The following is a 20,213-nucleotide window of genomic DNA, read 5'->3' as shown; positions in this document are numbered from 1 at the left end:
GCGGTCAGGGCGCGCGACGCGGATCCGGTCAGCGCGCGATGCAGGTTTTCAGGTGGTCGTTGACGATCCCGGTCGCCTGCATCAACGCGTACGCCGTGGTCGGCCCGACGAAGACAAAGCCCTTCTTTTTCAGGGCTTTCGCCATCGCCACCGACTCCGGTGTGGTCGCGGGCACGTCGGCCAGGGTCCGCGGCGCGACGTGCTTCGCGGGCCGGAACGACCACAGCAGTTCGGTGAACTCGCCGTCGTCCAGCTCGAGCAGCGCGCGGGCGTTCGAGATCGTCGCGTTGATCTTCAGCCGGTTCCGGACGATCCCCGGGTCAGCCATCAAACGCTCGAAGTCCGCGTCCCCGTACGCCGCGATCGCGACCGGATCGAACCGCGCGAACGCGGCCCGGAAGTTCTCCCGCTTGCGCAGAATCGTGATCCACGACAACCCCGACTGAAACCCCTCGAGCGTCATCCGCTCGAACAGGCCGAGATCGGTACGGATCTCCTTGCCCCACTCGGTGTCGTGATACTCCACGTACTCCGGCGCCGAGGTCGCCCACCCGCACCGCGCCTGCCCATCCGGCCCAACCACCGTCACCTGCCAACCTCCCGCACCAACCGCCGCAACGAAACTCGCATCAACAACTCAAACCCCCAACGCCCAACCCACCACCCGACCGCTCCAACCCACCCGAGCGGCGGCACCACATCCTCCCGCCAAACAACCCGACACCTGCGCGCATGCTCACCGTCCGCTTGCCCCGCGCCGACGTGGCCTGCCTCCGTCCGCGCGACGCCCGAGTGGTCAGCACCCGCCTGACCGGAAGCTGCGTGCTCAGGCGCTGTCCGCGCGACGCCCGCGTGCTCGGCACCCGCCACACCGGACGCTGCGTGCTCGGGCGCTGTCCGCGTGACGCCCGCGTGTTCGGCACCTGCCTGCTCGGTAGGCGCGTTGGCCGTGCCCGTCCGCTCGGTGGGCGTGCCGTCAGCGTCCGCGTGGTTGGAGCTGTCGGCGCGTGGTGTGGAGGGGTTGGTAGCTGTGGTGAGAGGTGCGGGCTCGATGATGAACGTGCCTGTGCCCCGGACGATCTTGCCGAGATGTTCCACCGTGCACTCGCGCGGCGGCTCCCAGCGGGTGATGACCATGTCGTCAGTGAACCCGATGCCACCGACAGAAGTACGCGCAGCTACACCGCCGCCGACCCCCACACCGCCATTCCCGGTAGCCCACACTCGGGTGAACAGCATCCAGCGCGACTGCCGCTCCCAGTCCATCACCACGTCCCAGGCAACCTCCGGGCTCACCGGAAGAACTACAGCCGCCTCAACCCGGCGCCCGCCAAGAACCCGCTGTACGCGGCCGGGACGACGCCCCCGCTCACCCATCCCGACCATCAGCTAGGCCGTCTATAGGCCCCTTCCCCATCAGCTCCCTCCGGCGGCCAAAACCGCCACCCGTCCCCGTGCTCCCAATCCCCGGCGTCGCCGTCAGCCCGGTCCTCCGGCCGACCCGCCTGCTCCCCAGCACCCGGCTGGTCACCCGCGGCCCCGTTCTCCCCCGCCGACTCACCAGCAGACCTCTCCCGCCGCACACCCGCCTGCTCACCACCAGCACTCTCCCCCACAGCCCCGTTCGTCCCGGCCCCCGCCCGCCGCTCATACGCGCCGCGCTGCTGCGACGCAGACGCTTGCTCGTGCGGTGACTGCTGTTGTGGTGCAGGCTGCTGCTCGTACGCGGGCTGCTGCTCCGGTGCAGACTGCTGGTCGTACGCGGACGGCTGCTCCGGTGCAGGCTCCCGCTGCGGTGCAGACGCTTGCTCGTACGACGACCGCTGCTGGGGTGCAGGCTGCTGGTCGTACGCGGGCTGCTGTTCCGGCGCAGGCGCTTGCTCGTACGGCGACTGCTGTTCCGGCGCAGGCGCTTGCTCGTACGGCGACTGCTGTTCCGGTGCAGGCTGCTCGTGCGGTGACTGCTGTTGTGGTGCAGGCTGACGGTCGTACGCGGGCTGCTGTTCTGGTGCGGGCTCTTGGTCATACGTGGACTGGTTTGTGGGGGGCTGCTGCTGGGTGGGGGGTTGTGGGGGTGCTGGGGTGCGGCGGGGGGTTACGGGATGGGATTGAGCTTCTAGGACGGCGCGGGCTTCGGCTTGCAGGCGTTCGTACTCGTCGGCTGCGTGGTTGGTGCGTGGAAGCTCGGTGGTCGCTGGATCGTCGGCCGCAGGGTCTGCTGGGTCAGTCGCTGAGTCTGCCGCTGGGTGGGTGGCCGGTTGGGCTGGCTGGTTCGTGGGGGTCTCGGCAGGTGCGACCTGAGCTTGCGGACCGCGTGCGGGCGGAGTGGCCGGCGGTGTGCTCTGGGCAGGCGATTCAGCTGACTGGCCGGTGGTGGGCGCGGGCTGTTCGGCGGACGAGGCGCCGGTCGCCGGAGCAGGCTGCTCGACGGCGGACGGGGCGGGCGCAGGTGGTACGCCAGGCGCAGACTCGGAGCCGGAGGTGGACGGCTGCTCACCCCGGACGTCCGCAGACTGCTGAGCCAGGGCGTCGGTGGACTGCTGTGCCAGGGCGTCGGTGGACTGCTGTGCCAGGGCGTCCGTGGACTGGTGAGCCTGTGCGTCCGTGGGCTCGTGAGCCTGCGCCTCGGAGGACGGCTCCGCCAGTGCGGCGGCAGACTGCTGAGCCAGGGCGTCGGTGGATGTGTGGGGCTGGGGCTCGGGGGACTGTTCGGCCGGGGCGGCCGTGGGGTGCTGGGGGTGGGTGGTTGCGGGGGTGGCTGGGGTGTTGGCGGTGGGTGTTTCGGTGGGGGTGGGAGACGGCTCGGGGGTGGGGGGCGGGGTTGGGGTGGGGGGTTCGGGGAAGTTGCCGCCGACCATGATGGGGGGCTCGGTGGTGGGGTCTTCGAAGTCGGTGGGGGTGGGTGACTTGGTGGCGAAGCCGGTGCCGTTGGGGGTGTCGAGGATGGGGGCTACGGCTCGTTCGAGGTCGGCGATGCGGCGGTCGCGTTCGGCCACCTCTTTGGCTACGCGTTCCAGGAGGGTGTCGACTTCGTCCATCCGGTAGCCGCGGACGCCGACGGCGAAGCGGGCCGACTCGATCTCGGTGGCGGTGAGGGCCTGGCGGGCGGGGACGGTCATGTCGGGGCGGTCGTCGTACGCGGTGCTCATGGCACCCCAACGTCCGGAGGCCACGACTGCTACAGCCCCGATCAGCACGACCACGATCAGCCCGAAGAACCACATCACGGGACCGATCGTGCCATGCCGCCCGAGTCACCCGCACCAACACCCGCACTTTGAGCCCCGGCCCGCAGGGTTTCAGTTCGCACGCCCCCGGGCTTCCACCACTCCCGCCCCTGAGACTCCGGCACCCGAAGCCGGTCTTCCCACCGCCCATCGCCGGGGTTCAGCCGACTTGGCGACAGTCCCCCCGAGGGTGCCCTGTGCTTTCGTCAACCGGTCACCGGGTGGCTGTTACCTGCCCCAAACCGGTTTGGGGCACGGGTGTGCGTGGACCGGGGAAGGTTGTACTCCTGGAATGAGCAGTCAGGCGCCCCAAACCGGTTTGGGGCGCAACGGCGGGTGCAGGTGACGAGCGTGGCGAGCGTGGCGATGGATGTGCCCCGCATCCCAGCATCTCGCCGGCTGACCGGTACCGAAGAACGGGTAGTGGTCCGGTCAGGGAGCGGTCGGGCGCGGGTTCCGTACGCTCGGCGTTCGGCGGAGGTGACCATGACTACCCGTCCTTCGGTACCCAAAGGCGCAGGTAGCTGGGTCAGCTGCCGTCGGAGCCCAGGGGGTGGGTGGGGGTGCTGGTGGAATCGATGGCGTCGGCGGCGGCTTCGGCGGCTTGTTCGGCGGCGGCGTCGGCCAGTTCGCCGGCCTTGACTATGTAGCTGATTGCCTCGTCGACGTCGTCGGTGACCACGAACATGTCCAGGTCGGCGGGTGAGATCTTCCCGTCGGCGAGCATGGTGGTCCGCAGCCAGTCGACCAGGCCGCCCCAGTACGCCGTCCCGAACAGCACCACCGGGAACGAGGTGACTTTGCGGGTCTGCGCCAGCGTGAGTGCCTCGAACAGCTCGTCGAGCGTGCCGAATCCGCCGGGCATCACCACGAAACCCTGGGCGTACTTGACGAACATCGTCTTCCGGGTGAAGAAGTACCGGAAGTTCATCCCGATGTCGACCCACTCGTTCATGCCGTTCTCGAACGGGAGCTCGATGCCGAGGCCGACCGAAACGCCACCGGCCTCCGAGGCGCCCTTGTTCGCCGCCTCCATCACGCCCGGTCCGCCGCCGGTGATCACCGCGTACCCGGCACCGACCAGTTTCCGGCCGAACTCCTCGGCGGCGGCGTACATCCGGTCGTCCAGCTTGGTCCGGGCCGAACCGAACACACTGATCGCGGCGCCGAGCTCGGCCAGCATGCCGAATCCCTCGATGAACTCCGACTGGATGCGCAGCACCCGCCACGGGTCGGTGTGCACCCAGTCCGACGGTCCGCGACTGTCCAGGAGCCGCTGCTCGGAGGTGGACTGCTGCACCTGCTTGCGCCGCATCAGGATGGGCCCGCGCTGCTGCTGGCCCACCGGACGGTCGGGGTGAATCGATGGTTCTGACATGCCCCCAGGTTATTCCGTGGGCCGAAGCAGAGCCCGCTCAGGCGCGGCTTGTCAACCAAGTCCTCAAGCGTTGTTCACACAGGGCTATCTCGGCTTCTGGGACGAACTCGTCTTGTTTGTGGGCGTACAACGGGTCGCCGGGGCCGTAGTTCACCGCGGGCACGCCGAGTAGCGTGAACCGGGCCACGTCGGTCCAGCCGAACTTCGGTTGGGGTTCGCCACCCACCACCCGCAGGAAGGCGGCCGCGGCCGGGCGCTCCAGGCCCGGCAGACCGCCCGGCGCGGAATCGGTAACCACCACATCGAATCCCTCGAACACAGACCGTAGGTGCGCCTCGGCCTCCGCCTCGGAGCGGTTCGGTGCGAAGCGGTAGTTGATCGTCACCGTGCACGCATCCGGTACGACGTTGCCGGCGATTCCGCCCGTGATCGCGACCGCGTTCAGCCCCTCGCGGTATTCGAGTCCGTCGATCGGTACGCGGCGCGGCTCGTACGCTCCGAGGCGGGCCAGTACTTCACCCGCGCCGTGGATCGCGTTCACACCCATCCAGGAGCGGGCCGAGTGTGCGCGCTCGCCGCGGGTGGTGACCTCGATCCGCATCGTGCCCTGGCAGCCGGCCTCGACCACCGCGTTCGACGGCTCCATCACGACCGCGAAGACGCCCTCGAGCAGTTCGGGGTTGGACCGGGTCAGCTTGAACAGACCGTTCCGCTCGGCCTCGATCTCCTCGCAGTCGTAGAAGACGTAGGTGATGTCCCGGTTCGGCTCGGCCAGCGTCGCGGCGAGCCGGAGCGCTACCGCGACACCGCCCTTCATGTCGCAGGCGCCGAGCCCGTGGATCAGGCCGTCGGCGCGGCGCGCGGGCAGGTTGTCGTTGAGCGGAACCGTGTCCAGGTGCCCGGCGAGCACGACCCGCTCGTCGCGGCCTAGATCGGTGCGCGCGACCACGGTGTTGCCGTGCCGGAAGACTTTCAGATGCGGGTACGCGGAGAGCGCCTTCTCGACCTTGTCCGCGAGCTTCTCCTCCGTACCGCTGACGGACGCGATGTTCACCAGCGCCTCGGTCAGATCGGGTCCGGATACGGTCAGGTCGAGCTTGGTCATGGCGCCAGGTTATCCGCGCCTTTATCCGCGCCTGTATCCGGCGGTTCGGTTGCGGTCGTGCGCTTGCGGTAGTGGCGGTTGACGCGTTCGCGGTTGCCGCAGGACGGGGAGCACCAGGTCTGCCGCGGGTCGTCCTGGACGAAGTACTTGACGCACCGCGCGGCCGGACAGGCGCGCAGTCGCTCACGGTCCGGACTGGTCAGGAAGTCGATTGTCGACCGGGCGATGGCACCGATCAGGAGCGCGGTCGGGTCGTCGGTACGCCCCGACCAGCGCAGCACCGGCGTACCGTCGGCCGGCCAGTCCAGGTGAGTGGTGCCCAGCCGGCCCGCTGCGCGGTTGAGCATCCGCAGCGCGTCGTCCGCGTCCATCAGCCGGTGCGCATCCGCCTTGCTGGGCGCTCCGGGCACCGCTCGCGCAAAGAGCGCCCGCACCGCGCGCCGTACCCGAAGCAGGTCGGCCTGGAAGAAGTCCGGCTCGACCGGTTCGGCACCAAGGACGTCGCGTACGAGGGGATCGTACGTCCGGAACCATGCACTTGCCTGCTCCGGTGTGGACAGGAGATCGGCCACGCCACCGTGCCCGTCGTGCTTGATCGTGGTGGCCAAGGCCAGGGCCAGCGTGGTCATCTGTCGATACTAATGGAGTATCCGACTAATGGGATATCCGCTTGCTGGCATGTGAACGGCTCGCTTAGGGTCGGCGCGTGACCGATCTTCGTACCCGGCTGCGCGCCGTACCGACCCTGACCGGGAAGCCGCCGGCCTGGGACCCTTCCGAGTCGCCCGACACCCCGCACCCGCTGTTCGTCGAGTGGCTGCTGACCGCCATCGACGCGCAGGTGCCCGAGCCGTGCGCCGTCACCTTGTCGACAATCCGCGCCGACGGCCGGCCGAACGGGCGGGTGCTGATCCTCAAGAACGTGTCGGACGACGGCTGGCAGTTCGCGTCGAACTCGACCAGCCGGAAGGGCGAGGAACTGGACGCGTCGCCGTACGCGGCGCTGACGTTCTACTGGGTGCCGCTCGGGCGCCAGGTGCGGATCGTCGGCACGGTCGAGCCTGCGCCGGCCGAGGACTCCGCGCGCGATTTCCTGGCCCGCCCGGTCGCGGCGCGCGCCGAGGCGCTGGTCGGCAAGCAGAGCGCCGTACTCGCGGATCGCTCCGACATCGACGTCGCGGTGAAAGAACAGGCCGAGCGCATCGCCGACAATCCCGAGCTGGTCGCGCCGAACTGGACGCTGTACACGCTGCGCGCCGAGGAAGTCGAGTTCTGGCAGGCCGACCAGGACCGCCGGCACGTACGCCTCCGCTACAACCTGACGGACGGGCTGACGGACGGGCTAGAGGACGGCCCGAAGGACGGTAGCTGGGCAAAGGAGATGCTGTGGCCCTGACCGACGTACACGCTGCCGCCGACCGCCTGCTCGCGGTGATCGCGGACCTCGACGACCCCACCGCCCGCGCCGCCTCGGCCCTGCCCGGCTGGTCGCGCGGTCACGTCATCACCCACCTCGCGAACTTCTCCGAAGCAATGACCCGCCAGGTCGACGAAGCTCTTCAGGGCCGGCTGATCGAGGTGTACGACGGCGGCCGCCCCGCCCGTGACAGCGCGATCGAAGCAGGCGCCGACCGCCCTGCCACCGAACTCAAAGCGCACGTAACCGAGGCCGTCACCACGCTCCTCACCTCATGGGACAAGGTCACCGACTGGGACCTCCCCATCCTCCACCGCAACAGCAACCTGGCCGCCGGACTGGAAGCCACCTGGCGTGAGCTGACCATCCACACCACCGACCTGGACCTAGCCGTCACACCGGCGTCCTGGCCAAACGACTTCTGCCTGCACTTGCTCGACTTCCTCCGCCCCCGCACCCCCGAGGGCACCCACCTGATCCTCCAGTCCCCCACCATCACCTGGGAGAACGGCACCGGCCAGGACCTCACCCTGACCGGCACCCTCCCCGACCTGACCGCCTGGTACGCGGGCCGCCCGTCCCCCGTCAGCGGCCCGCAGCTCCTCCCCTGGCCTTGAGTCAGCTCACCGTGAAGTCGTCCACCTGAATCCACGTGTCTTTGTTCGGCCCGGTGAAGCCGGCATAGACCGTTAGTTCGTGGGTGTTGGCAGGGACCTTCACGGTCACCTCGTGGTGTACGTAGCCGGTGCCCGCGCCGAAGGTGGTGCTGGCCAAGTCCTGGGCGCCGGCGCGTACGCCGAAACGTCCTTGATCAGCAGGCAAATTCGCGGACGCGTTGATCCAGGAACCAAAGGTGTACGTAGCGCCAGGCGTGACGGGCACGGTTTGGTAGAGATCGCTGAAACCCGTGCAAGTACAGCGAATCCAGCCGTTGTTCGCGCCGGAATGCGCGAAGCCCAAGCCACGGTCGACACCATTGGCGGCAGCACCTTCGAACTGCCACGCCGGCTTACCTCCACCGGTCCCTTCAAAACCACCATCAGCGAGTTGCGCGACGTACCGGACCGCCAATTCGGAGACAGTCGTGTACGAGCGCGTCCCGCCGGGCAGACCGATCACTCGAACGCCATCGGTCTCCTGGGTCGGGAACGTCAACGTGTACGTAGTGTTCGCGCCCGCCGTCGCATCACCGGGGTACGCCGGGGACACCGTCTGCGAACCAACCTCGACCCACTCGCCGTTCTGTTTCACCTGCACCCGCGGACGTCCCGTGAAGTATCCACCCTGCGCCGAAACCGCCCCGGAGGTGAATTCGACGTTGTTCACCTTGTGCCGCGCCGGCCATTCATAACCCCACCACGACGCGCCCTTCACTTCGTCGTCGAAGTCCGACTCGCTGCCGGTCCGCGCGCCGTCGTTCATCACCGCGAGACTGCCGGAATTTGTCGACTTGGAGATTGCGACCGCTCCGCTCGCGGGCGCCGCCAGATTGTCCGGTCCGGGCAAATTATCGGCCGGTGCATTGGACGACGGCGTGAGTACGAGTTTGCGCAGGTTGAAGTTGTAGACCGATGTACCGATCCCACCGCCGCCGCACGGGCACACGTTGGCCTGAAGGTACATCGTCTTCCCGTCCGGCTGGACGAACTTGGACGGGATGGTCACGCCGTACCCACCGTACTTCGACGTCGACCACGGGTACCCGCCGAAGTCCTTGCTCATGAAGTGCTTCCACGGACCCCAAGGCGTCGGCGACTCGTAGAACTCAAACGTGTACTCGGTCCATGACGTGTACACATAGCGCTTCTGCTTCGCCAGGTACGTGACACCGCCTTGGCTGATCACGCTCAAGTTCGACGCGTTCGTGCCGTACGTCTGCGCATACAACCGCCGCGTATCGGTCAGCACCGGCTTCTTGTCGGCGATCTTCGCCGACCAGCTCGAACCGGTGTAGAACTTCCACGCGCCGCGATCCTGGACCTTGTTCTTCGGGACGCGGGCGAGGAACACGCTCTGCGGGTCCGGCACCGTGTCGTCGAACGAGTCGCGCCAGTTGCCGTCCAGCCCGTACGCGTACACGTAACCGTCCGGCGCGAGCGCACCGCCCTTGCCGAAGTCCGCGAACCAGATCGTGGTGAACACGTGGTTGGCGAACATCGGCTTCTTCTTGTCCCACGTCCAGGTCTTGCCGTGGTCGGTGGACTTCAGGATGCTCGCCGCCGGCACGTCGTTGAAGTCGAGCGCGAGGTCCTGCACCGCCAGGTACATGGTGTCCCCGACGCACACCATGCCGGTCGGCTTCCGGTTGTACCCGGGACCGCTCCAGATCGACCCGACCTGGTCGCCCTTCGAGATCGTTGCCCCGGACAAGTTTCCGGGCGTGCCGTTGATCTCGCTGACGGCGATGTCGGCGAAATCACCACTGGTGCTGAAGCCCTTGCCGTCGCCGTTCGCGGCGTACAGCTTGTCGTTCCCGTTCCAGCAGGACGGCCACAGGTCGCCGTCGCTCGGGCTCGGGGTGCCCTTCGACTCCACTTGCGCCGTGCCGATGGCGGTCGACGTGGCGGGTGGCGGCTGGGAGTCGGAGGATTGGGTGAGGAGGGTCGCCGATCCGAAGACCAGCGGCAGGACAGCGAGCAAGGCCCCACGCTTCATGGGCTATCCCTTCAAGGTTTGATACCAGTACGCGACCGACGACCAGTCGTCGCTGCGCTTGTTGGCGTGACCGTGCTCGATGGTCACGCGGATGGACTTGAAGAAGGTGATCGGATCCTCGATGTGGAAGCGGTACAGCGAGATCTCGCCGCTCCAGTTCGATCCGCCGGGCAAGGTGATGCCGTGGTAGGGCGCTGAGTACGCCTCACTCGGGCACCACGCGGTGTTGAAGTAGTCCTCGGTCCCCGTGCCGTGCAGTGACGGCGGGAACGGTTCGCCGTCGATGAAGATCATGTCGTCGCCCTCGCCGTACCAGTTCCACTCGGCCGAGTCGCGCAGGTTCCGGATGCTCACCACGCAGCCGACATAGTGCCCTTTGCCGGCGGTGTCGAGGACGACGTAGTTGCCGTCGCCGGTGAGGTTCGTACCCTCGACCTGGTACTGCCGCAGCGTCTCCGTGCCCTGCTCGACCCCATCGGTGGGGTGCTGGCGGTTGTACGAGGCGTGGAAGTAGCCGAGACCGTCCTGTGCACCGTCGAACAGCTCGTAATCCACGTAGTAGTAGAAGAACACCGGTGCTTCGGACAGCTCCGAGATGATCTCCACCTTGGCCCGCGACGCGAACGGCATGTGGAACCAGCAGTTGAAACCCTTGCCGTCCTGCGGGCTCATCTGCAGCGGTGCACTGACGAAGTTGACCGTCTTGCCGTGGCCGACGCCGAAGAAGTCACCGAGCGGCACCAGCACGCTGGGCTCGGCGGAGTCCTCCCAGGTGATGCGGAGGATCAGCTTCCGCAGGTAGTCGCCGTCCACCTCGTCCGGTCCCCACGCGCTGTCACGCGCGACGGTGCACCAGATGTGGTTGATCGATCCAGGGCCTTCGATGTCCGCGAGTACTGCGGTCTCACCCGGACGGACTGTCAGTCTGTCGTCGTTGCCGCCGGTCCGGTCCCAGCTGGACGCCCTGCGCCGCTTGGAGTCCCGGAGCCGGGGCAGGTCGCGCAGACTGCTGCCGTAGTCGCCGTACATATCAGCCTTTCGGACTATTTGAGGCCGGTCGTCTTCATCGCGTCGACCAGCCGGCGCTGGCCCGCGACGAACACCACGACCGTCGGAATGGCCGCGATCACCGCGGCCGCGAGAATCAGGTTCCACGCGGAGGCGTACTGCCCTTGCATCCCGGAGACACCGAGCTGGATCACCCGCAGGTCCGGGTTCCGCGTGATCGTCAGCGGCCAGAGGAACGCGTTCCAGTTGGCCAGGAAGAACAGCACGGACAAGGAGGCCAGTACGGGCCGGCTGAGCGGCAGGATGACGCTCCAGTACCGGCGCCAGTACCCGCAGCCGTCCAGGTCGGCCGCTTCTTCCAGTTCACGCGGGATGTTCAGGTAGTACTGCCGGAGCAGGAAGATCCCGAACGCGTGGAAGATGCTCGGCACGATCAGACCGGCGTAGCTGTCCAGCAGACCTAGTTGCTTTGCAACTAGAAACAGTGGAACTAGTATCACCGGCAGCGACACGAGCAGCGTCGACATGATCCCGGAGAAGATGAGCCCGCGGCCGGGAAAGCGCAGTCGCGCCAGCGCGTACGCCGCCATCGAGTGGAAGAACAGCGCGATCACCGTGACGGTCACCGACACGATCGCGGAGTTGAGCATGAACCGCGGCATCGGGATCTTCAGCAGCACGTACTGCAGGTTGCTCAGCGTCCAGTGCTGCGGCCAGCCGAAGTTGAACACGTCCTCCGCGGGCCGCAGCGCGCTGATCAGAATCCACAGCAGCGGCGCCACCGCGATGATCGCCAGCACGTGGGCAAGGATCGGCAGCACTCTAATCCTCGTCAAAACGACCTCCTCGGGTGAAGCCGAACATCAGGCCGGTACACACGACGAGGATCGCGACGACCACGGTGGTCAGCGCGGCGGCGTACCCCATGTTGTTGAAGGTGAACGCCTGCTCGTAGATGTAGAGCACGACCGTGCTGGTCGCGCGGGCCGGACCGCCCTTGGTGAGCACGAAGACCAGGTCGAACGCCTGCAAGCCGGTGACCGCCCCGATCGTCGAGTTCACCACGACGAAGAAGCTGGTCGGCCGGAGCAGCGGCCAGATCACGTACCGGAAGCGTTGCCACGAGCCCGCGCCGTCGATCTCGGCGGCATCCTCGAGCTCCTTCGGCACATCCTTGAGACCGGCCAGGAAGACCAGCATCTGGTATCCCATCAGGAACCAGACGCTGATCACCACGTACGTCCCAAGCGCGAGCGACGGCGTACCGAGGAACGACACGTCACCGAGGCCGAGCGGGGCGAGCATCTTGGAGAGCGCGCCCTGCTTGTCGACCAGCAGGAACTGCCAGATCAGGCCGACCACGACCAGGCTGACCACGTTCGGCAGGAAGAACGCGGAGCGTACCCAGCCGATGCCCTTGAAGTGGTTGCGGACCAGCATCGCCAGCGCGAAGCTCACCACGAAGGCGATCGGCACGAAGGCGACCACGTACGTCGCGGTCACCTTCAGCGACGCCCACAGCTGCTCGTCGCCGGCCATCAACTTGTAGTTGGCCAGACCAACGTACTGATAGTTGCCGAAGCCATCGACCTTGAAGAACGCGACACCGAACGCGAGCACCATCGGAATCGCCACGAACAGCAGCAGGCCGATCGTGTCCGGCGCGAGGAAGGCGTAGGCCGCCAGCGCCTCGCGCCGTTTCCGCGTCATCCCGGCCTTCGGCTTCACGTGCGGCCTGGTCTTCGGTGCGGATGGAGGGGCTGTAGTCGTCACCATCAGCTGATCGGCGCGCCCTGGTAGGTCTTCAGGAAGGTGTCGATCTTCTGCGCCGCGTCAGCCGCCGCCTTGGCCGGGTCGGACCCGTTCAGCTGACAGGCCTGGATCGCGTCCGCGATCGGCTGGTACACCTCCGGCGGGAACCGCGGCTCCGGCTTCCCGGTCGGCGCGATCTCGGTGACGTACTTCTTCAGCGCGCCGTCGGCGAACGCACCCTTGGCGTCCGCGGCCTCCTGCACCGACTTGCGCGGCGGCAGGTTGGTCTTCACCACCGTGTTCCACTGCCGCTGCCGCTCGACGCCTGCCGCGTCGGTGGAGCCGAGCGCCCAGGCGATGAACTTCGCGGCCGCCTCCGGGTTCGCGCCCTTCGAGTTCGCCACAAAGGCCCAGCCGCCGAGGTCGGTGGCGGCCTGACCGCCGGCTGGCGTGGGCAGCGGGATGATGCCGTACTTGAAGTTCTTCGCCTTGGTGCGCAGGTCGGAGACCGCCCAGATCCCGCTCTGCTGCATCGCGGCCGCGCCGGAGCCGAGGTTCGACACGACGTCACCGCCGCCGTCGCCGAGCGCCTTCCGCGGCGCGACCTTGGTCTTGATCGTGTCGCCCCAGAACTTCAGCGCCTGTACGGCGGCCGGCGAGTCGAACGCGGACTTGCCGTCCTTGATCGCGTTCCCGTTGCCCTGCCACATGAACGGGTACCAGGTGAAGTTCTGGTAGTAGCCCGGTGCGGTCTCGAACATCACGCCGTACCGCTTGCTGTTGGTCAGCTTCTGCGCGACCGCGAGGGTCTGGTCCCAGGTCTTGGGCAGATCGCCCTCGGACAGGCCGGCACTCTCGAAGGCGGCCTCGCTGTAGTACATCGCGAGCGGCTCGATCTCCATCGGCAGGCCGTACACCTTGCCGTCGACGCTGCGTGCCTCGAGCAGGCCGGGCAGGTAGTCCTTCTTCGCGTCGTCGGACAAGGCGGAGCCGAGATCCTGCAGTACGCCACCGTTGTAGTAGCGGAGGAAGTCGCCGGGGCTGATCAGGAAGATGTCCGGACCCTGGCCGGACTGGAACGCGGTCTGCAGCGTGGTCCCGTTCAGGTAGTCCTTGCCGGGGATGTACCGCAGCTTGACCTTCACGTCGTTGTTCTTGTTCCACTCGTCGACGGTGTCGACGAACCACTTGCTCTGCGGACCTTGGTCGTCGGACGGGCCGTAGAAGTTCCAGAACGACAACTCCTTGGAGTTGCCACTGGAAGAGCTTCCGCCACAGGCGGACAGCAGCGGTACGCCCACCGCCGAGGCGGCGAGGGCACCGAGCCCGCCGCGCAGGACGGACCGGCGGCTGAACTGCCGGGCGAGGCCGGACTGGCTGGCAGAGGAGGGTGTTGCGGCCATCAGGTGCTCCAGGGGTGTGTTCACGAACGGCCGAACCGTGATTCAACGGCTCCGAGGGGGCAATCGATTTCTCGCAATCTACGATCGGCGACCTGGCCGGTCAAGAGCCGGTCCGGTGACGATGTGATCAACTCCGCCGATTCGCACCTGTGGGCAAGGGTTTCGACCTGGATGCAGACGTTGACACCGGCGGATCGAGCTGCCTAATCTTCGGAAATCGATTTCTGAGATGAGAGGCGCTGGAATGCCAGTTGTGCCGAACCGTGCGTCCGCCCACCGCACGGCCGACGAGCTGCCCAGGGACGGCGAGCTGCCCAGGGACCTGGTCGCACGGGGACTGCAGGCGGCGCGGGACGCCATCGAGACCGAGGCCGCGGCGGTGTCCGCGCTCGCCGGCCGGCTCGACGGGGTGTTCCTCGACGTACTGACCGCGGTCGCGCGCTGCGAGGGTCACCTGGTCGTGACCGGCCTCGGCAAGTCCGGTCTGGTCGGCCGGAAGATCGCCGCCACGCTGGCCAGCACCGGGACGCCGGCCACGTTCATCCACTCCGGCGACGCCCTGCACGGGGACTCCGGCGCGGTCACCACCCGGGACATCGTGCTGGCGCTGTCCGCGTCCGGTGAGACCGCCGAGGTGTGCGCGTTCGCGCGGATGCTGCGGGAGCGGGACATCCCGGTGATCGCGATGACCGGCCGGGAGCAGTCCACACTTGCGCAGTTGGCCACGTACACGCTGGACACGATGGTGCTGCGCGAGGCCGATCCGCTGAACCTGGCGCCGACCGCCTCGACTACCGCGTCATTGGCGATGGGTGACGCGCTCGCCTGCGCGCTGGTCGTACTGCGGGAATTCAGTCATCACGACTTCGCGCGGTTCCACCCGTCCGGTGCCTTGGGCAAGCGTCTGCAGGAGGACCAGGCATGAGCGAACGGAGTGAGCTCATCATTCAACACAGCGCGCTTGGTGCCTCATCGGCGCCCGGAGCGAAGCGAGGACGTCGATGAGTTCGTACGACGTTTGTGTGCTCGGCTCCTTCATGAAGGACCTGGTGGCGTCGGCGGAGCGGCGGCCGTTGCCGGGTGAGACGTTGCATGGCACCGGGTTCGCGGAGTTTCTCGGCGGGAAGGGCGTGAATCAGGCGGTCGCGGCGGCCCGGATGGGAGCGCGGACCGCGATTGTCGGCACGATCGGCGAGGACCGATACGGCGAGGAGTTCTTGGAGCTGCTTTCGGCGAACGGCGTCGACACTTCGTGGGTCGTACGGCATCCGTCGCTCGGGACGGGCGTCGGGCTGCCGCTCGTACTGCCTGATGGTGGGAACTCGATCATCATCGTGTCCCGTGCGAATGCGGCGATCACCACTGCCGAGGTGGAGGCTGCGACTGAGGCGCTGACTGCCAGCAAGGTGCTGAGTGTGCAGCTTGAGCTGCCGGTTGAAGCGAGCCATTCCGCCCTTCGGCTCGCCTCGGCTGCCGGCGTCACGACCATCCTCACGCCGGCGCCGGTCGGTCCGGTGGATGCGTCGCTGGCGGCGTACGTCGACATCCTCGTACCGAACGAGGTCGAGGCGGCGGCGCTGACCGGGCTCGATTGTGAGGACGAGTCGCAGGTGCCGGCGATCGCGCGGAAGCTCGCCGAGGACTGGGATCTGCGTGGTTGTGTGGTCACGCTCGGCTCGCGCGGGGCGTACGTGCTGGATCGGGACGGCGGGTACGAGGAACGGATCGCGGCGCATCAGGTCGCGACGATCGATACGGTCGGCGCGGGGGACGCGTTCTGCGGCTCGCTCGCCGCGTCGCTGGCCCACGACGCCCCGCTGATCGAGGCCGCCCGCCTCGCCAACGCCGCCGGCGCCCTCTCCACCACCACCAACGGCGCCGCCGCCTCAGCCCCCGACCGCGCGGCCGCGCAAACCCTCCTGTCCCGCAACGCCACTCCCCCACCCACCCCCACCTCACCCAGCACCCCAGCCGACACCACCCTGCCCGGCACTTCGCCGAGTGTGCCGCCCGCGCCATGAGATCCTTGGGTCTGGATCGGGGCTAGAGTGCGATCCAGACGACCATCGGATCTCCAGCGGGGAGCAGGTATGACGACGATCTACGACGTCGCGCGTAGGTCGGGGGTGTCGCCGGCGACGGTGTCGCGGGTGCTCAGCGGCCGGCGGAACGTCGACCCGGAGCTGTCCGAGAAGGTCCGCGCCGCGGTCGCCGAGCTCGGGTACCGCCCGAACGGCGTCGCCCGCAACCTGCGCAAGTCGTCGACGAACCTCTGGGCGGTCGTCATCTCGGACATCGAGAACCCGTTCTTCACCTCGCTGGTCCGCGGTCTCGAGGACGTCGCGCAGACCGAGGGCTACCACGTCGTGCTCTGCAACTCCGACGAGGATCCGGCGAAGGAGGCCGCGTACGCGTCGGCGGTGCTGACCGAGCAAATGGCCGGCGTGGTGATCTCCCCGACCAGTACGGCCGAGGGGGTCCAGCTGCTCGCGGACGCGAAGATCCCGCTGGTGATGATCGACCGCCGGGTCGAAGGCGTCGAGGCCGACACCGTACTGGTCGACAACGAGCACGGCGCTTTCGAGGGCGTGAAACATCTGATCGACGGCGGGTACCGGCGGATCGCCTGTATCACCGGACCGCGCAAGGTCTCCACCGCGATGGACCGGCTCGCCGGGTACCGCTCCGCGCTTCGGGGCGGCGGCATCCGGTACGACAAGGAGCTGGTCCGGCACGCCGACTTCCGCGAAGCCGGCGGGTATGCGGCGATGGAGAGCCTGCTGGAACTGGACGATCCGCCCGAGGCACTGTTCGTCACCAACAACCTGATGACCGTCGGCGCCCTCGAATGCCTGGCCAAGAAGGGCGTCCGCGCACCGCACGACATCGCGATCGTCGGTTTCGACGACATCCCGTGGGCGGACCTGGTCATCCCCAGCCTGACCACGGTGGCGCAGCCGACGTACGAGCTCGGCCGCACCGCCGGCCTCCTCCTGAAGGACCGCACCGCCGCCCCCGGCCGCCCACCCTCCACCGTCACCCTCCGCACCGAACTCCACATCCGAGCCACCTCAGCCCCCAAGCAGTAACCGCCCGCCGCCGAACACCGGCGCCCTCATCCGCGCACCGGCGCCGGCGCAACCTGCCGCCTAGTGGAGGAGTTCTAGTTGGGTGAGGGTGGCGGGGGTGGGGAGGGAGAGGCGGTAGTGCTGGTAGGGGGCGGGGGTTTGGATCTTGAAGGGGCGGGTTTGGTGGGGCCAGCGGAAGAGGGTGTTGGTGCGGTTGTCGAGGGTGGTCCAGGTGGTGCCGTCGGTCGAGCCCTCAAGGAGCCAGGCGGTGGGGGCGGTTTCGGCTTCGGCGGAGGTGAGGGTGTAGAGGGTGGCGGTTGCGGGGGCGGGGAGTGACCAGGTGGTGTGGGGGCCCAGCCGGGTTTGGGTGGTTGAGGTGTCGTCGAAGAGTGGGTTGGCCGGGTCGGTGGGGATCAGGTCGGTGAGTGGGGTGGGGATTTCGTCGGTCGTTGTGAGGGAGGGCGGGGAGTCTTGGGTCGCCCAGGTGGATGGGGTGGCGCCGAGGGTGAAGTGGAGGTGAGTCATCCCATCGCGCGGGGTTGCGTCGTCGGGCGGGGTTGCGGTGGTGAGGGCGGCATGCGGGATTGAAGGCGTTGGTACGTCTGGGTGTTGAGGGTGATGGCTTGTACGTACGGGTGTTCTGGGTTGTCGGCGGTGATTGTCAGAGGCGTGCCGCCTAGGGGATTGACCACGGTACGGCGGAACAGCGGCGAACCGATTGCGTATTCGGGGGCGCCGACGCGGAGCGGATACAAGCCGAGCGCGGCGAAGAGGTACCAGGCTGACATCTCGCCGTTGTCCTCGTCCCCCGGATAACCCTGGCCGATTTCTTCGCCGACGTACAAACGATCCAGGACCTCGCGTACGATCGCCTGCGTTTTCGCCGGAGCGCCGGCGTAGTTGTACATCCAGGCAATATGATGCGCGGGCTGGTTCGAGAAACCGAACTGTCCCATCCGGACCGCCTGTGCCTCCACCATTTCGTGGATGACAATCGAGTACGTGCCCTTCTTCACCGCCAATTCCGGGGTAGCGAAGAAGGCATCGAGTTTCGCCTCGAGACCAGCCGCGCCACCGTACAGATTGGCCAGACCACGCGGATCATGCGCGACGTGGAACGCGAAATTCCACCCGTCCGTCTCGGTGAAATCGCCACCCCATTCCTCGGGGTCGAAGTCGGCGGCCGGCTTCGCAAACGTACCGTCCGGCCGCCGCCCCTGGAAGAAACCGACCGCCTCGTCGAACAGCAGCACGTAGTTCAGCGAGCGCCGCCGCAAGTACTCCGCTTCCTCCAGCAACTCAGCGCGACGCGCGGCGGGCACCGCCGGATCCTCGGCCAGCCGCGCCGCCTGCTCCGCGAGCCCGAAGTCGTTCAGGTACGCCTCCAGCGACCACGAAACGCTCTCCTCGGTGTCGGTGCTCACATACCCGGCGAAGAACCCGGTCTCGGCGCCCTTCCGCCCGACCTCGGTCGCCTCGGGCGCGACGGTCGCGTTCCGGAGCCCGGCGTCGTACGTTGCCAATGCATCCGGCAGCGGCACGCCCTTCAAATAGGCATCCGCGAACGACACGTCCGAACTTGTCCCGGTCATACAGTCCGCGTACCCCGGTGACGACCAACGCGCAATCCACCCGCCGTCGCGGTACTGCTGCACAAATCCATCGATCAACTCACCGCTCAAATCCGGGTAGAAAAACGCATACGCGGGCCAGGCGGTCCGGTACGTGTCCCAGAACCCACTGTTCACGTACATCTTGCCCGACTTCACGACAGCGTTCGTTTCGCGCGCAGTCGCCGTACCTTCAACCGGAAGCACCGGGCTCGCATAACGGTATCTGGGCGCTTCCACAGTGCCCGAGTTCTCGAAATGCGAGTTCGGATAAAGGTTCAGGCGGTACAAGTTGCCGTACACCGTCCGCAGTTGCGGGAGCTTCGCGCCTTCCGGCCGCATCACCTGCAACCGCTCGTTCCAGACCGCATTCGCGGCGGCCTGAATCTCCTCGAAGGTACGCCCTTCCAGCTCCAGCGAAAGATTGTGCCGAGCCTGGTCGACGCCGATGAACGAAGTCGCGATCCGCAAAGTCACTTCGGGTACGTCGAAGGTGGCCGCTCTGGCATTGGCGCGACCACCGACCGTCGGACCGAAATTCGTTGGTGCGGCCGACAATATGCCGTAGCAGTACATCCGGGTCCGGCCGGTTTCCGAACCGTTCTCGACCCAGCCGGTCAGCGCCGTGCCATCGTACGTGAACTCGCCGTTCTCGTCGATCGTGTCGAAGACCAGGTGCCGGCCGGGCGCGCCGGCCGGGAAGGTGAAGCGGAAGATCGCTCCGTGGTCGGTCGGAGTGAGCTCGGCGCGGACGCCGTTCGCGAGCGTCACGGCGTACAGGTCCGGGCGCGCGATCTCGTCGTCGTGACTGAACGCGGCCGCGCGCTCGGCCGGGTCCCCGAGCGGATCGGCGGCGGCGACCGGCATGATCGTGAGCTGGTCACGGTCGCCCATCCACGGGCTCGGCTGGTGCGAGAACGTCAGGCCCTGCAGCTCCGGCCGGTTGTCGGCGTTGTTCGCACGGTGGTACTCGTACGGCCAGCGGTGCGTCGACGCGTTCGTCACCGGGGTGAGGAAGTTGAAGCCGTTCGGCCAAGCGGTGATCGGGAGGGTGTTGCCGCGGGAGAAGTCGTGACTGGCGTTCGTGCCACGGCGGGTGTCGACGTACGCGGCCAGGTCCGTGCCGTCGGGCGCGGGTGGCGCCGGCCCGATCTCGACGTCGTCGATCCAGCCCGCGAACTCGTGGCCCGGCTCCGGGGCATCCACTACCAGTACTGTGCGCGCGATCGTCTGACCTTTGGGCAGCTCTACTTGTACGTCGTTCCACTGGTTGGCGTAAAGGATCTTCGCCGCGCCCTGTCCGGCGGCATCGGCTGGGTTTCCGTACTGGTCCAGGCCGATGGAGCGCGTTCCGTCGGCAAAGATCAGCTCGACGGCCGCGTACGTTGCCGTGTACGTGAGCGCGGCGTCGAGCTCCGGGTAGATCTTGTAGCGGAGGCGGTCGCCGGGCTGGATCACCCGCTCGGCGGTGGGGAGGTCGATCTCTTGCCTGCCGCCGCTGGTGCCCGCGTAACGGGTCGCGTCGACACTGCTGAACCCGGCCCGCGGACTCGTCGGCCCGCCCGGGCCACCGCCTGTTTGGATGATCAC

The 20,213-nt window shown here is 67.5% G+C and carries 17 protein-coding genes; 5 read left to right on the top strand and 12 right to left on the bottom strand.

Going from position 1 to position 20,213, the window contains the following annotated elements:
* Positions 1 to 28: 28 nt before the first annotated feature.
* The 5 genes from ABD260_RS25070 to ABD260_RS25055 form a co-directional block, all read right to left on the bottom strand.
* Positions 29 to 589 (bottom strand): DNA-3-methyladenine glycosylase I, encoded by a 561-nt coding sequence (locus tag ABD260_RS25070; protein ID WP_344236963.1) that lies wholly within the window; start codon positions 587 to 589, stop codon positions 29 to 31.
* Between the two features lie 796 nt (positions 590 to 1,385).
* Positions 1,386 to 3,119: a DivIVA domain-containing protein gene (locus tag ABD260_RS37640; RefSeq protein ID WP_425553387.1), complete on the bottom strand. Its 1,734-nt coding sequence runs from the start codon at positions 3,117 to 3,119 to the stop codon at positions 1,386 to 1,388.
* 637 nt (positions 3,120 to 3,756) lie between these two features.
* Positions 3,757 to 4,605, bottom strand: a complete 849-nt coding sequence (locus ABD260_RS25065; protein ID WP_344236961.1) for an LOG family protein — start codon at positions 4,603 to 4,605, stop codon at positions 3,757 to 3,759.
* Positions 4,606 to 4,642: 37 nt separating this feature from the next.
* Positions 4,643 to 5,710: a succinyl-diaminopimelate desuccinylase gene (gene dapE, locus ABD260_RS25060; RefSeq protein WP_344236959.1), complete on the bottom strand. Its 1,068-nt coding sequence runs from the start codon at positions 5,708 to 5,710 to the stop codon at positions 4,643 to 4,645.
* Positions 5,707 to 6,339 (bottom strand): CGNR zinc finger domain-containing protein, encoded by a 633-nt coding sequence (locus ABD260_RS25055; RefSeq protein WP_344236957.1) that lies wholly within the window; start codon positions 6,337 to 6,339, stop codon positions 5,707 to 5,709. The genes dapE and ABD260_RS25055 overlap by 4 nt, the downstream gene beginning before the upstream one ends.
* A 77-nt stretch (positions 6,340 to 6,416) precedes the next feature.
* Here ABD260_RS25055 and ABD260_RS25050 point away from each other — a divergent pair, with 77 nt between their 5' ends.
* Positions 6,417 to 7,106, top strand: a complete 690-nt coding sequence (locus ABD260_RS25050) for a pyridoxine/pyridoxamine 5'-phosphate oxidase (protein ID WP_344236955.1) — start codon at positions 6,417 to 6,419, stop codon at positions 7,104 to 7,106.
* A complete protein-coding gene (locus ABD260_RS25045; RefSeq protein WP_344236953.1) occupies positions 7,097 to 7,744 on the top strand; it encodes a maleylpyruvate isomerase family mycothiol-dependent enzyme in 648 nt (215 codons plus the stop codon). Before ABD260_RS25050 ends, ABD260_RS25045 begins: the two co-directional genes overlap by 10 nt.
* 1 nt (position 7,745) lies before the next feature.
* Here ABD260_RS25045 and ABD260_RS25040 read toward each other — a convergent pair whose 3' ends face one another.
* The 5 genes from ABD260_RS25040 to ABD260_RS25020 are packed head-to-tail and all read right to left on the bottom strand — an operon-like array spanning position 7,746 to position 13,945.
* On the bottom strand, positions 7,746 to 9,782 hold the full coding sequence (locus tag ABD260_RS25040; protein WP_344236951.1) for a DUF4185 domain-containing protein: 2,037 nt from the start codon (positions 9,780 to 9,782) through the stop codon (positions 7,746 to 7,748).
* A 3-nt stretch (positions 9,783 to 9,785) separates the two neighbouring features.
* Positions 9,786 to 10,811: a glycoside hydrolase family 172 protein gene (locus ABD260_RS25035; protein WP_344236949.1), complete on the bottom strand. Its 1,026-nt coding sequence runs from the start codon at positions 10,809 to 10,811 to the stop codon at positions 9,786 to 9,788.
* A gap of 14 nt (positions 10,812 to 10,825) precedes the next feature.
* Positions 10,826 to 11,626: a carbohydrate ABC transporter permease gene (locus ABD260_RS25030; protein WP_344236947.1), complete on the bottom strand. Its 801-nt coding sequence runs from the start codon at positions 11,624 to 11,626 to the stop codon at positions 10,826 to 10,828.
* Complete coding sequence (locus ABD260_RS25025) at positions 11,613 to 12,566, bottom strand: carbohydrate ABC transporter permease (RefSeq protein WP_344236945.1); 954 nt, start codon at positions 12,564 to 12,566, stop codon at positions 11,613 to 11,615. Before ABD260_RS25025 ends, ABD260_RS25030 begins: the two co-directional genes overlap by 14 nt.
* The gene (locus ABD260_RS25020; protein ID WP_344236943.1) at positions 12,566 to 13,945 is read right to left on the bottom strand and encodes an ABC transporter substrate-binding protein; all 1,380 of its coding nucleotides are present in this window, start codon (positions 13,943 to 13,945) and stop codon (positions 12,566 to 12,568) included. The genes ABD260_RS25025 and ABD260_RS25020 overlap by 1 nt, the downstream gene beginning before the upstream one ends.
* A 244-nt stretch (positions 13,946 to 14,189) precedes the next feature.
* On the opposite strand from ABD260_RS25020, the gene ABD260_RS25015 reads away from it, so the two are divergent.
* The 3 genes from ABD260_RS25015 (at position 14,190) to ABD260_RS25005 (ending at position 17,034) form a co-directional block, all read left to right on the top strand.
* Entirely contained in the window at positions 14,190 to 14,870 is a 681-nt protein-coding gene (locus ABD260_RS25015) for a KpsF/GutQ family sugar-phosphate isomerase (protein ID WP_344236941.1), read from the top strand.
* Between the two features lie 76 nt (positions 14,871 to 14,946).
* Positions 14,947 to 15,966: a ribokinase gene (locus tag ABD260_RS25010; RefSeq protein WP_344236939.1), complete on the top strand. Its 1,020-nt coding sequence runs from the start codon at positions 14,947 to 14,949 to the stop codon at positions 15,964 to 15,966.
* A 69-nt stretch (positions 15,967 to 16,035) separates the two neighbouring features.
* Positions 16,036 to 17,034, top strand: coding sequence for a LacI family DNA-binding transcriptional regulator (locus tag ABD260_RS25005; RefSeq protein ID WP_344236937.1), 999 nt, complete (start codon positions 16,036 to 16,038; stop codon positions 17,032 to 17,034).
* Between the two features lie 60 nt (positions 17,035 to 17,094).
* Here the strand turns inward: ABD260_RS25005 and ABD260_RS25000 are convergent, their stop codons facing one another.
* Positions 17,095 to 17,538, bottom strand: a complete 444-nt coding sequence (locus ABD260_RS25000; protein WP_344236935.1) for a hypothetical protein — start codon at positions 17,536 to 17,538, stop codon at positions 17,095 to 17,097.
* Positions 17,535 to 20,213 carry a GH92 family glycosyl hydrolase gene (locus ABD260_RS24995; protein WP_344236933.1) on the bottom strand — a complete coding sequence of 893 codons (2,679 nt, stop codon included), beginning with the start codon at positions 20,211 to 20,213 and terminating at the stop codon, positions 17,535 to 17,537. Before ABD260_RS24995 ends, ABD260_RS25000 begins: the two co-directional genes overlap by 4 nt.

The organism is Kribbella hippodromi (assembly GCF_039531045.1).
Taxonomy (GTDB): domain Bacteria; phylum Actinomycetota; class Actinomycetes; order Propionibacteriales; family Kribbellaceae; genus Kribbella; species Kribbella hippodromi.
The sequence above is the reverse complement of the archived record's forward strand: the minus strand, read 5'-3'. Positions and strand labels throughout refer to the sequence as shown.